Annotated in this window: 13 protein-coding genes; 6 read left to right on the top strand and 7 right to left on the bottom strand. The window is 66.2% G+C overall.

Annotation, left to right across the window (positions count from 1 at the left end; all coding sequences use genetic code 11):
• Positions 1-2 precede the first annotated feature (2 nt).
• On the bottom strand, positions 3-395 hold the full coding sequence (locus ADADO0_RS04185) for a Zn-ribbon domain-containing OB-fold protein (RefSeq protein WP_511303832.1): 393 nt from the start codon (positions 393-395) through the stop codon (positions 3-5).
• Positions 392-913, bottom strand: coding sequence for a flavin reductase family protein (locus tag ADADO0_RS04180; protein WP_511303831.1), 522 nt, complete (start codon positions 911-913; stop codon positions 392-394). The genes ADADO0_RS04185 and ADADO0_RS04180 overlap by 4 nt, the downstream gene beginning before the upstream one ends.
• A 272-nt stretch (positions 914-1,185) precedes the next feature.
• On the opposite strand from ADADO0_RS04180, the gene ADADO0_RS04175 reads away from it, so the two are divergent.
• A complete protein-coding gene (locus ADADO0_RS04175; RefSeq protein ID WP_511303830.1) occupies positions 1,186-2,388 on the top strand; it encodes an MFS transporter in 1,203 nt (400 codons plus the stop codon).
• 8 nt (positions 2,389-2,396) lie between these two features.
• Here ADADO0_RS04175 and ADADO0_RS04170 read toward each other — a convergent pair whose 3' ends face one another.
• Positions 2,397-2,804, bottom strand: coding sequence for a DUF1398 domain-containing protein (locus ADADO0_RS04170; protein ID WP_511303829.1), 408 nt, complete (start codon positions 2,802-2,804; stop codon positions 2,397-2,399).
• A 25-nt stretch (positions 2,805-2,829) separates the two neighbouring features.
• Complete coding sequence (locus ADADO0_RS04165) at positions 2,830-3,291, bottom strand: MarR family winged helix-turn-helix transcriptional regulator (RefSeq protein WP_511303828.1); 462 nt, start codon at positions 3,289-3,291, stop codon at positions 2,830-2,832.
• A gap of 133 nt (positions 3,292-3,424) precedes the next feature.
• Here ADADO0_RS04165 and ADADO0_RS04160 point away from each other — a divergent pair, with 133 nt between their 5' ends.
• Positions 3,425-3,871 carry a hypothetical protein gene (locus tag ADADO0_RS04160; RefSeq protein ID WP_511303827.1) on the top strand — a complete coding sequence of 149 codons (447 nt, stop codon included), beginning with the start codon at positions 3,425-3,427 and terminating at the stop codon, positions 3,869-3,871.
• A 3-nt stretch (positions 3,872-3,874) separates the two neighbouring features.
• On the opposite strand, the gene ADADO0_RS04155 is transcribed toward ADADO0_RS04160, so the two are convergent.
• From ADADO0_RS04155 to ADADO0_RS04145, 3 genes are all read right to left on the bottom strand, one after another.
• Positions 3,875-4,183 carry a branched-chain amino acid transport AzlD family protein gene (locus tag ADADO0_RS04155; RefSeq protein ID WP_511303826.1) on the bottom strand — a complete coding sequence of 103 codons (309 nt, stop codon included), beginning with the start codon at positions 4,181-4,183 and terminating at the stop codon, positions 3,875-3,877.
• Positions 4,176-4,886 (bottom strand): AzlC family ABC transporter permease, encoded by a 711-nt coding sequence (locus tag ADADO0_RS04150; protein WP_511303825.1) that lies wholly within the window; start codon positions 4,884-4,886, stop codon positions 4,176-4,178. The genes ADADO0_RS04155 and ADADO0_RS04150 overlap by 8 nt, the downstream gene beginning before the upstream one ends.
• A gap of 86 nt (positions 4,887-4,972) precedes the next feature.
• Positions 4,973-5,908, bottom strand: coding sequence for a LysR family transcriptional regulator (locus ADADO0_RS04145; protein WP_511303824.1), 936 nt, complete (start codon positions 5,906-5,908; stop codon positions 4,973-4,975).
• A 177-nt stretch (positions 5,909-6,085) separates the two neighbouring features.
• Between ADADO0_RS04145 and ADADO0_RS04140 the strand changes: the two genes are divergently transcribed.
• The 4 genes from ADADO0_RS04140 to ADADO0_RS04125 all read left to right on the top strand — a co-directional run bounded on the left by ADADO0_RS04140 (position 6,086) and on the right by ADADO0_RS04125 (position 11,889).
• Positions 6,086-7,579, top strand: a complete 1,494-nt coding sequence (locus ADADO0_RS04140; protein ID WP_511303823.1) for an FAD-linked oxidase C-terminal domain-containing protein — start codon at positions 6,086-6,088, stop codon at positions 7,577-7,579.
• A gap of 142 nt (positions 7,580-7,721) precedes the next feature.
• Positions 7,722-8,930 (top strand): glycolate oxidase subunit GlcE, encoded by a 1,209-nt coding sequence (gene glcE / locus ADADO0_RS04135; RefSeq protein WP_511303822.1) that lies wholly within the window; start codon positions 7,722-7,724, stop codon positions 8,928-8,930.
• Positions 8,931-9,031: 101 nt separating this feature from the next.
• Positions 9,032-10,348, top strand: coding sequence for a glycolate oxidase subunit GlcF (gene glcF / locus ADADO0_RS04130; RefSeq protein ID WP_511303821.1), 1,317 nt, complete (start codon positions 9,032-9,034; stop codon positions 10,346-10,348).
• 281 nt (positions 10,349-10,629) lie between these two features.
• Entirely contained in the window at positions 10,630-11,889 is a 1,260-nt protein-coding gene (locus tag ADADO0_RS04125) for an aspartate kinase (RefSeq protein WP_511303820.1), read from the top strand.
• Positions 11,890-11,962: the final 73 nt, after the last annotated feature.

The raw sequence follows: 11,962 nt of genomic DNA, 5'->3' as shown, positions 1-11,962 counted from the left end.
GGTCAGGCCCTGGGTGTGAAGATGATCAGGGGCTCGCCGCCGGCATCCGAGATGCGCGCCGATACCCGCAGGCCGATGCGCACCTCGCCGGGGGGGATATCCTCCACCCGCGACATCATCCGCGCGCCCTCGTCGAGATCGATCAGGCTGATATTGTAGTCGCCGCCTTGTTCGGGCTTCCGGCGCACGGTCGTGGTTGAATAGACCGTGCCGTCTCCGCTCACCTCGCGCCATTCCGTCAATGGCGTGCCGGAATAGGGCGAGAGCACGCGCGGATAGAACACCGCCTTGTCGGTGACGGAGCAGAAGGGAAGGCGGAACACGCCCTCACGCAAGGACTGGCGGAAGAAGGTCTCGGGGGCTTGCACCGTCCCGGCTGACGTCCCGTTCGTCACGCGGCCGCCGTGGGCTTCGGGGTCGGGAGATAGCGGCCGAAGCTGCCCTTGCCGAACATCAGCGGTTCGCCGTCGTCCTGGATGAAGGCGCGCACCTCTCCCACCACGATATCGTGGTCGCCGCCATCATGGATGGTGCGCAGGTCGCAGATGAGATGGGCGAGGCAGCCGCCGAGAACCGGGAGGTCGCCCTCCTCATAATGCACGTCGATGCCCTTGAAGCGGTCCTGGCCCGGGCGGGAGAAGCGCAGCGCGATATCGGTCTGTTCGTGGCCGAGGATATTGACCACGAAGGAACCCCGGCTGCGGATGATGCCGCCTGTGGCGCTTGCGCGCTTCAGGCAGATGAGCAAGAGGCACGGGTCGAGCGAGACGGAGGTCAGCGAATTCACCGTCATTCCAAACGGCCCGTCCGCGCCATGGCTCGTGACCACGGCAACGCCCGTCACGAAATGGCTCATGGCCTGTCTGAAGCCCATGGGCTCCGCGGGCAGAAATTTGGGAACCTGAACGCCCATGACGACCGTCCTCCGAAGAAGCTTGTTTGCGACGAAGCGTGTTATTTTCGGAGGCCACCTTATCCCCCGGTACCTGAGACCGTGAGCCACATGCGGGAAAGTTACTTTTTCCCGACAGGCCAGTCGCCCGCCGCCGGCGACCCCGAGATGTTCCCTAACGTGCAGGAAATATCCCGCTTGCGTTGCCGTCCAAGCTGACCGAGGAAGTCATCCGCGCCAGGCGCGGTTACGTGCGCGGCGGAACGATAAGAAGCGTACAGGGACGAAAAACGTTGATTGACCGCGGTTCGCGCCGTGATGCCGGCGTGGTCGCGCTGGTGAGCACGGCCCATTTTGTTAGCCATTTTTATATGTTGCTGCTGCCTCCGCTGTTTCTGGCGGTCCAGGAAGATTACGGCATCAGCTTCACCGCGCTCGGCCTCGCGCTGGGCGCGTTCAATCTGGTTATGGTGCTGTTGCAGGTTCCGGTGGGCATGCTGGCTGATGCCTGGAGCGCGCGGGGCGTGCTGGTCCTGGGCCTTCTGCTCGGCAGCATCTCCGTGCTGGGGGCGGCAGTGTCGCCGAGCTTCATCTGGCTGGTGGTCGCCTTCGGCGTCGGCGGGCTGGCCAATACGGCCTACCACCCGGCGGCCTACGGCATTCTCGCCTATCGCATCGCGCCCCAGCGGCTGGGCTATGCATTCTCCGTACACACCTTTGCCGGCTTTCTTGGTGCGGCCTGTGCGCCCGCGACCCTGATCGTTCTCGGGAGCTGGTTCGGCTGGCGCGGCGCGCTGATGTGGGCATCAAGCCTTGGCGTCGTGGCTGCCCTGATTCTCGCGGCGGGCTGGCCGCTGCTGCGCGACCGCAGGGATGGGCCGAAGGCACCGGTGCGTGCCGGTGAGCCGTCCCGCATCTGGTCCGGTGCGGTGGTGCGCAACCTGTTCGTCTTCGCCTGTCTTGCGGCGGCGAATGTGGGCGTGCAAGGCTACACTGTCGTTGCGCTGGCTGGTGCATGGGGTGTGCCGGTGCTGGCCGGGGCGGCGGCGATCTCCAGCTATCTGTTCTTGGTGGCCGCCGGCGTGCTGGTGGGCGGCTGGATCGCCGAACGCTTCCCGCGCCATGATCTGGTGATGGCGGTGGGGCTGGGGGTTTCGGGGCTGGTTCTGGTCGGTGTGGCGCTGCTGCGGTTCGACCCATCCGCCTTGCTTCTGGTGTTCGCCGTCAGCGGTTTTACCAATGGCTTGGTTCTGCCGTCCCGCGACCTGATCGTGAAGGCGGCGACCCCGCCCGGCGCGTTCGGGCGGGTTTTCGCCATCGTCACCATGGGCTTCAGCCTTGGGAACATGGTGGCGCCGTTCGTGTTCGGCCTGCTGATGGACTACGGGGCGCCGCGCGGCGTGTTCCTGGCGGTGGCCGCCTTCACGCTCGGAGCGATCCTGCTCAGCATCATCGGCCGGCCGAACCAGGCGCCGCACGCGGCCGCTTCGCGCTAGAGGTGCCCTCAGTTCGGCTTCGCGCCGGGAAACCACTCCACATGGAAATCCCCGGTGCGTCCGTAATAGACCGCCCGCCGGCCGGCGATGGAGACGATGTAGGCGACGCAGCCGGCAGCTGCGATGCGCTCGCAGAATTCCTTATACTTGATGTGCCCGCCCTGGATCGCCCGCACCGCGCGCTCCACGCCATCGGCGGAGAACGCCTCGGCGGGCGTGCCGGCGATAATGTCGCCAGCCACCGCATGGGAGGCGCCAGCGGGGAGGAAATACACCTTATCCCCCCTCAGCAGGTCTGCATGGTACCGCTCGACGCCGGCATCCATGAGCCGCCCGACCACTTCGCCAAATGTGACGCGCTCGGCGTCCGAATCCCGAGTGCAGGCCTCCACGACATCTTTCACATGGGCGTCCATGTCTTCTCTCCGCATGAATAAGGGGTCAGTCGACCGGCACGCCCCGCAGGCCGTTGCGCCGGACGATGTCCTTCAGCGCGGCCTCCAGGGTGGAGCGGGTCGCGGGATCGAGGTGGCCGAAGAAGGCTGCGTCATTGGCATCCGCCTCGGCTGAGAGGTCGGGCACTAGGGTGCGCCCCTTCGGCGTCAGGGCAAGCGACTGGAACCGCCGGTCGCCTTCCGTTGCGGTCCGGGTCACGAGGTGCTTCGCCAGCAGCCGGTCGGCCAGCTTGGTGATGGCGCCCCGCGTCAGGCCGAGGCGTGCGGCGATGTCGCTGGGGGCGGAGGCATCGTGGTCGAAGAGGTCGCGCATGACCACCCATTCCGCGACCGTGGTGTCGCGCGCCAGTAGCCGCAGGGCGAAGGCGTGGGACACTTGGTTGGAAACAAAGCGCAGCCAATAGCCGAGATGGGCTTCCAGAGGGCTGGTGTCGGCGGGTTCGAGCATCACGACCTCATTGATTGATTAGGAAACTATATGCAAATGGTTTCCTTGCAAACTATATCATGCGGCGCCGCGTTCCTTGACGTCCGCCCTTTGTCGGCGCGAACGTCTCTGCGTATTCGCACGAGGTTTGAAGATGGAGATCGTCGTCCGCATCGTCGCTTATCTCGCGTCCGTGGGCGTGGTGGCGGGGCTGGTGTTTGCCGTGATCGCCTTCGGCGCACGGGCGAAGGCGTTGAGGATCGCCGGCTGGCGGACGGTGCAGGGCGAGGTAACGCGGGCGCCCCGCTTCCGCAGGTGGGGCGCCCTTGGAGGAGGCCTGCGCTATCGCTATGCGGCTGACGGCCGGGCCTATGAGGCGGGGCGCATCCGCCTGCTGGATTGGCCGGTATTCCTGTGGCCCGACGCCGTCCGTTTACAGGCGTGCCTGTCGACGGCGCAGCGGGTGGATGTGAAGGTCAACCCGGCCTTGTCAGAGGATGTGGCGCTCGACCTTGCGCCGCCGCCGCGCGCGTTCGGCTGGGCAGGCCTCGTTTTGTCGCTGTCCTGCCTGGTGTTTCTGGGGCTGCGGCGGTTGTTGTGAAAATCAGTAGCCGAAATAGCGCATGCCGGCTGCCATCGCCACGCCAGCCAAGACCGCGAAGAAATCGCTCTTCAGGAGCTTTGCCGCGATCAGTGCCGCCGTGAGGCCCGCCGCGACCGCAAGGTCGCCATGGGCTGCGGTGGGCGCAATGATGGCGATGAGCACCGCGCCCGGCAGGCATTCCAGGATTTTGCGGACACGCGGCGTCAGCGGGATGAAGCGCATCACCATGAAGCCGGCGGTGCGGTTGAAGATGGTGGCAAGCGCCATCACCGCGATGCCCAGCAGTGTTCCTGGATCGACGCTAGTCATCGGTGAAGCCGCCCGCGACCGCGCCCGCGAGCGCCCCCATGAAGATGAACCACCAGCCGGGAAGCAGGAACGAGGCGCTCACCGAGACGATGGCCGCCACTCCCCAACCCACCAGTTCGCGCCGGCCGTGCCAATTGGGCACCAGCATGGCGATGAAGAAGGAGGGCACCACGAGGTCGATGCCCACCGCCTTTGGGTCCGGCAGGCCGCCACCCACCACTTGACCGGCGGCGGAGGAGAGCACCCACATGGTCCAGGTGAAGGCGCCAGAGCCGACGAAGAAGCCGACGTCACGCCCACCTTGCGTGTAATATCGCATGGTCGCCGCCCAATTGTTGTCGGCGAGGAAAAACAGCGTGGGATAGGACTTCCAGGGCGGCAGTTCCCCAAGCCACGGGCGCATCGACGCCGCCATGAGCAGATGGCGCATGTTCACCGTGAAGGTGAGGATGGCGAGCGCGAACAGGCCGCCGGTGGTCCAGTTCGTGGTCCAGCCTTCAAGGGCGATCATCTGCGCGAGGCCGGCGAACACAAGGCCGCTGGAAAGCGCGACCTCGGGCATGGAGAAGCCCTTCTGCGCCGCCGCCGCCCCGAAGGCGAGGCCGAACAGGCACATGCCCGGCATCATGGGCACCATGACGCGCGCGCCTTCCAGGAAGCCAGCACGGGTGAAACGGGGGCGGGAGATGGAAATATCGTCCATGGCCTGGGGCGAATAAGGTCAGCCCTGCTTATGCAACACAGGCGTGCGCCCCGACCAACCCGATTTGCGCATAGCGTTCGGACGAGCTACGCCGCCAGAGCGGGGGAGAGGATGCTGGAAAGCCCCTCGTCCCACGGCGGAACCGAGCCGTAGAGCGCGGCGAGATGGTCGATGAAGACGCGCACCTTCTGCGGCAGGAACCGTCGCGAGGGATAGACCGCGAACACGCCGACCCGGCTTGAGGCATGGAATGCCGGCAACACCACCTTGAGCGCGCCGGTGCGCAGCTCCGGCCCCACATCCCAGGTGGAACGCAGCGCGATGCCGACACCCGCGAGTACGGCGGCGCGCACAACCTCGTTGGAATTGGTGCGGAGCGCGCTGTGCACCCGTTGCGTCACCGGGCCATCCGGTCCTTCAAGCCGCCAGGGGTCCTGGCTGTGGGTCGCGAGCAGGCGATGGCCTGCGAGGTCTGCGAAGGTCTGGGGCTCGCCAAGGGCGGCGAGATAATCCGGCGTCGCGCACAGCACCCGGTGCACCGGCGCCAGCCGCCGCGCCACCAGGCTCGAATCGGAAAGGTCGGCGATGCGCACGGCAATATCGAACCCTTCGCCGACGATATCGACGAAGGCGTCGGAGAGTTCGAGGTCGACGGTCAGGTCGGGATTGGCCGCCAGAAGCGGGCCAACATGCGGGGCGATATGCAGCCGACCGAACGAAGTCGGTGCCGCCACTCGCAGCAGGCCGCGCGCCTCCGAGGAGCGGCGCGAAAGCTGGCTTTCCGCCTCTTCGATGGAGGAAAGGATCGAGACCACCCGCTCATAAAAGCCCTGGCCGGCTTCGGTAAGGGTGACTTTCCGGGTGGTCCGCTGGAACAGCCGGGCGCCGAGGCGCTCCTCCAGCCGCTGCACCCGCTTCGAGACCACGGGCGGCGACAGGCCGAGTTCCCGTCCCGCCGCAGAGAGGCTGCCGGCGGTGACGATGCGGGAGAAGATTTCGAGATCCCCAAGGTTTCCGAGCATGGGGCGCGTCTCCCCCGTGGTGCGGCGGGCCGAGGAGCGGGGAGGATCGCGGCGGATTGTTTCCATAATCGGGATGATTTTTAGCCGAATGGGAAATAATCCGCGACCCTTTTCAAGGGTGGAATGATTATAGTCCGTCACAACGGAAACGACCCAAAACAGTTCAAGGACGCCGCAATGAGCCTCAGGCTTCCGGCACCCGATCAAGACGTGCTTGCCAAGCGCGCGCAGATCATCGCCGATCTTAACGCCATCGTCCCCGGTGAGGGCGTGATCTCCCATGAGCGGGAGATGAAGCCATACGAATCGGATGGTGTGACCGCCTACAAGCAAATGCCTCTCGTGGTGGTGCTGCCGGAGACGCTCGATCAGGTGCGGCGGGTCCTGAAATATTGCCATGACAACGGCATCCGCGTGGTGCCGCGCGGGGCGGGAACCTCGCTCTCGGGCGGTGCCCTGCCGCTTGAGGATGGCGTGCTGCTCGCCATGGGCAAGTTCAACAAAGTGCTGGAGATCGATTTTGCAAACCGCTGCGCCGTGGTGCAGCCGGGCGTGACCAATCTCGGCATCACCCGCGCGGTGGAGCACGAGGGCTTCTATTATGCGCCCGACCCCTCCTCGCAGATCGCCTGCACCATCGGCGGCAATGTGGGAGAGAATTCCGGCGGCGTGCATTGCCTGAAATACGGTCTCACCACGAACAACGTGCTTGGTGTGGAGATGGTGCTCATCAATGGCGATGTGGTGCGGCTCGGCGGCAAGCATCAAGATGCTGGCGGGCTCGACCTGCTCGCGGTCATCGTCGGCTCCGAGGGCCTGCTGGGTGTCGTCACCGAGGTGACGGTGCGCCTGCTCAAGAAGCCCGATGTCGCCCAGGCGGTGCTGGTGGGCTTTCCCACCTCCGAGGATGCGGGGGATTGCGTCGCCAAGATCATTGGCGCCGGCATCATCCCCGCCGGCATCGAGATGATGGACCGCGACGCCATCGCCGCCGCAGAGGCGTTCGTGCGCGTCGGCTATCCGCTCGACGTGGAGGCGCTGCTGATCGTCGAGTTGGACGGACCGGAAGCGGAATGCGTGCACCTCCTCCAGGAGGTGACGCGGATCGCGCAAGCCTGCCACGCCTCGACCTTGCGGGTTTCCACCAGCGAGGAGGAGCGGCTCGGCTTCTGGGCCGGGCGAAAAGCGGCATTCCCTGCGGTGGGGCGCCTTTCCCCTGATTATCTCTGCATGGACGGGACGATTCCCCGCAAGCAGCTTCCCCTCGTGCTGTCACGCATGCGCGAGATGTCGGCAAAATACGGCCTGCGCGTCGCCAATGTGTTCCATGCCGGCGATGGCAACCTGCACCCGCTCATTCTCTATGACGCCAACCAGCCGGGCGAGATGGACAAGGCGGAAGCCTTCGGCTCGGAAATCCTGCGCCTCTGCGTCGAGGTGGGCGGTGTGCTCACCGGCGAACACGGCGTGGGCGTCGAGAAGCGCGACCTCATGCCGGTGATGTTCAACGAGGTCGACCTCGACCAGCAGTTGCGGCTGAAATGCGCGTTCGACGACCAGGGCTTGCTCAATCCCGGCAAGGTCTTCCCGACGCTTCGTCGGTGCGCGGAGCTTGGGCGCATGCACGTCAGCGGCGGGCAATTGCCGTTCCCCGAACTTCCCCGGTTCTGAGCGTCATGAACCCCGAGCAGATCGCATTTGTGCGCGACCCAGCGAATACGCCCTTAATCGCGGTCATGCCCGGGCATGACGGCTTCGGATTCCAACCGGGCTCCAGACGCGCGCGCGTGCGCCGGGCCATGGGAGTTGCCGCGTGACCGATATTGTTCGCCCGCGCCATGAAATCGAGATCGCCGAGGCGGTCACGTCAGCCCTTGCTGAGGGGGCAACGCTGGATGTGATGGGCCGTGGCTCCAAGCGTGGCTTCGGCCGCGCCAGCCAGACCGACCGCACCCTCGACGTCTCCGCGCTCACCGGCGTCACCCTTTACGAGCCGGAAGAACTGGTGCTTTCCGCTCGAGTGGGAACGCCCATTGCGGAAATCGAGGCGCTTCTGGGCGAAAACAGCCAGATGCTCGCATTCGAGCCGATGGATTTCGGCCCGCTGTACGGCACCATGCCGGGCGCCGGGAGCATCGGCGGTGCTTTCGCCTGCAACCTCTCCGGTCCCCGCCGCCTCAGCCATGGCGCCACCCGTGACCATGCGCTGGGCATCCGGGCCGTGTCGGGGCGGGGCGAGGTGTTCAAGTCCGGCGGCCGGGTGGTGAAGAATGTCACCGGCTATGACCTGCCCCGCATGCTTGCGGGCTCTCACGGTACATTGGCGGTGCTGAGCGAGGTGACGCTCAAGGTGCTGCCGCGCCCGGCAAGCGAGGAAACCCTACTGGTCTTCGGCCTTGGCCCGGTTGCCGCCGCGCGGGCGATGAGTGCGGCCATGGGCTCGTCCTGCGAAGTATCGGGCGCGGCGATGCTGCCCGCCTCGGTGTCGCGGCGTCGCGATGAAGTTCCCGCCGATGCTTCGGTCGTCGCCTTCCGTCTGGAGGGCGTCGAGCCTTCGGTGCGGGCGCGGCGGGCCATGCTGATTACCGTGATGACCCCGTTTGGTGCCGTCGAGGTGCTGGAAGATCCGGCCTCCCGCGCGTTCTGGGCCATGGTGCGAGACGTTCAACCTTTTGCCGGAACGGGTGAACGGGCCGTGTGGCGGATCTCCACCGCGCCCATGGCGGGGCCACCACTGGCCGACAGCCTGAGCCAGGCACTGGACGCCGAGGCATACTGCGACTGGGCCGGCGGGCTCGTCTGGCTGCTGATGCCCGGCGAGGCGGCCCATGCGCAGGACGTCCGGGCCGCGCTTCGCCCCCATGGCGGCCACGCCACTCTGGTCCGGGCCACCGCCGCCGAGCGCGCCGGCGCAGTGTTCCAACCGCTCGACTTCGCCCTCGAAGCCCTGACCCAGCGCGTCAAGGCCAGCTTCGATCCCAAGTGCCTGCTCAACCCGGGGCGGATGTATGCGGGGATGTGAGATGAGAGAGCGCCGCACGCTCCCTCCCCACTTGCGGGAAAGGGCTGGGGAGGCGGGTGACACCTTCGCCGCCGCCGAGTCGGTTCCGGGAGAAAAGACCAATGAAAACTGAATTCTCCCTCGCCCAGCTTGCCGACCCGCGCATCGAGGCGGCGGATAAGATTCTGCGGGCGTGCGTCCACTGTGGGTTCTGTACCGCCACCTGTCCGACCTATGTGCTGCTGGGCGATGAACTCGACAGCCCGCGCGGGCGCATCTACCTCATCAAGGACATGCTGGAGAACGACCGCCCGGCGACGCCGGAGGTGGTCAAGCATGTGGACCGCTGCCTCTCCTGCCTGTCGTGCATGACCACCTGCCCGTCGGGGGTGAACTACATGCATCTGGTGGATCACGCCCGCGACCATATCGAGGAGACCTACCGGCGGCCGTTCTTCGACCGGATGAACCGGGCAATGCTGGCGGCGGTCCTGCCTTACCGCGACCGGTTCCGCCTCGCCATGCTCGGCGGGGTCATGGCCAAGCCCTTGATCCCACTGTTCCAGGCCATCAAGCCGCTGCGCCCGCTTGCGGCCATGCTGCGGCTCGCGCGGCTGCCGCATGGGCGGAGCGCGAGCGAGGGGCCGGGGGTGCATCCGGCAACCGGGCCGCGCCGGGCGCGCGTGGCTCTTCTGGCGGGCTGCGCGCAGCCCGCCTTGCGGCCGGAGATCGACGAGGCCGCCATGCGGCTCCTCAACCGGCTCGGCGTCGAGGTGGTGCGGGTAAAGGGCGAGGGCTGCTGCGGCTCGCTGCCCCATCACATGGGCCGGGAAGCCCAGGCGAACGCCCTCGCCAAGGCGAATATCGATGCCTGGACGGCGGAGATGGATGCCGAGGGGCTGGACGCCATCCTGGTCACGGTGTCCGGCTGCGGCACCTCGATCAAGGATTATGGCTACGTGTTCCGCCTGGACGGTGCCTATGCCGAAAAGGCGGAGCGCGTGTCCGCAATCGCCATGGACATCACCGAATTCCTGGCGAAGCACGGTGTCCCCAAGGTGGAGCGGTCGATGGGGCGCAAGGTCGCCTATCATTCCGCCTGTTCGCTGCAGCACGGCCAGAAGGTCAAGACGTCGCCGGTGACGCTGTTGCGGAATGCCGGGTTCGAGGTGGCGGAGCCGTTCGAGAGCCATTTGTGCTGTGGCTCGGCGGGCACCTACAACATGCTCCAGAGCGAGATCGCAACCCGGCTGCGCGACCGCAAGGTCGGGCATCTGGAGGCGCTGGCGCCCGACATCATCGCCGCCGGCAACATCGGCTGCATGACCCAGATCGGCAGCGCCAGCGGCGTGCCTGTGGTCCACACGGTGGAGCTTCTGGATTGGGCGACCGGCGGGCCGGCGCCCGCTGCGGTGGCGCAGACCGTGCGCGCTGCCTGAAGCGGCTCGCCCGATCGGATGGGATTTCGCGTCGCGCGGGCTGCGCCCAGTTGCAGTTCCGGCGGCGGCCCGCTATCTAGGCGCCCACTTGAAGAACCCGCGCGCCGAGACGCACGGGGAGGGTTGAGGGAATGTGCCAGACGGCCAGCATTATCGTCGCGCTTGAGCGCGCCTCCCCGTGCCGCAGGGGCCTGCGCGCGCGAAAATGATGGTGTATCCCGCGGGCATTTCCCGCGCGTCCGCCCTCTACCCCTTTCCTTTTTTGAAGAGAGACGCGAGCCATGGCTCGGCTGGTGATGAAGTTCGGCGGCACCTCGGTCGCCACAATCGATCGCATCCGCACCGTTGCGCGTCATGTGAAGCGCGAGGTGGATGCCGGCTATTCGGTGGCGGTGGTGGTTTCCGCCATGTCGGGCAAGACCAATGAACTGGTCGGCTGGGTGCGCGATGCCTCCAATCTTCACGATGCCCGCGAGTATGACGCGGTGGTCGCCTCCGGCGAACAGGTGACCTCGGGCCTGCTCGCCATCGCGCTCCAAAACATTGGCGTCACCGCTCGCTCCTGGCAAGGATGGCAGATTCCCATTTCCACGGACGATGCCCACGGCTCCGCCCGCATCCTCGAAATCGACGGCGCCGACCTGACCGAGCGCATGGACGAGGGCGAGGTGGCGGTTATCGCCGGCTTCCAGGGCATGCATCTGCCGACTGGGCGGATCACGACGCTGGGGCGGGGCGGTTCCGACACCAGTGCAGTTGCCATCGCCGCCGCCATAGGCGCAGATCGATGCGACATCTATACCGACGTGGACGGAGTCTACACGACAGATCCACGCATGGTGCCGCGCGCCCGGCGCCTGGCGAAGGTGGCATTCGAGGAAATGCTGGAAATGGCATCCCTGGGAGCCAAGGTGCTTCAGGTGCGCTCGGTCGAGCTTGCCATGGTGCATAAGGTCCGCACATTCGTGCGTTCCAGCTTCGAAGACCCCGATGCCCCGCACATGGCAGTGGCGGAAGCGGCGGGTACGCTGATCTGCGACGAGGAGGAAATCATGGCGACCCAGATGGAATCCCAGGTGGTTACGGGCATCGCCTTCGCCCGCGACGAGGCGCAGGTGTCGATCCGCCGGGTCGCCGACAAGCCAGGAATCGCGGCGGCGGTGTTCGTTCCGCTGGCCGAAGCGCACATCAATGTGGACATGATCGTCCAGAACGTGTCGGCTGACGGTTTCACCGACATCACCTTTACCGTGCCCTCGGCCGACTTCGACCGCGCCAAGGTCGCGCTCGAGCAGGCGCGGGCGAGCATCGGCTACGAAACGCTGGAAGGCGAGGCGGATGTGGTAAAGGTGTCGGTGATCGGCATCGGCATGCGCTCGCATGCCGGCGTTGCGGCGAAGGCGTTCCACGCCTTGGCAGGAAAGGGCATCAACATCCTCGCCATCACCACATCGGAGATCAAGATTTCGATCCTGATCGAAGCGGCTTATACCGAGCTTGCGGTGCGGACTCTCCATTCGCTATACGGACTCGACAGCTAGCTGTTGTCTTGTAGCGGTCCCTTGGCGCTGGGGGCGCCACCGGCAACCCATTCCGGGTCTGCGGTCTCTAGGT

The sequence above is a fragment of the Aquabacter sp. genome (assembly GCF_965279295.1).
Taxonomy (GTDB): domain Bacteria; phylum Pseudomonadota; class Alphaproteobacteria; order Rhizobiales; family Xanthobacteraceae; genus Aquabacter.
This window is presented reverse-complemented; position numbering and strand designations above follow the sequence as displayed.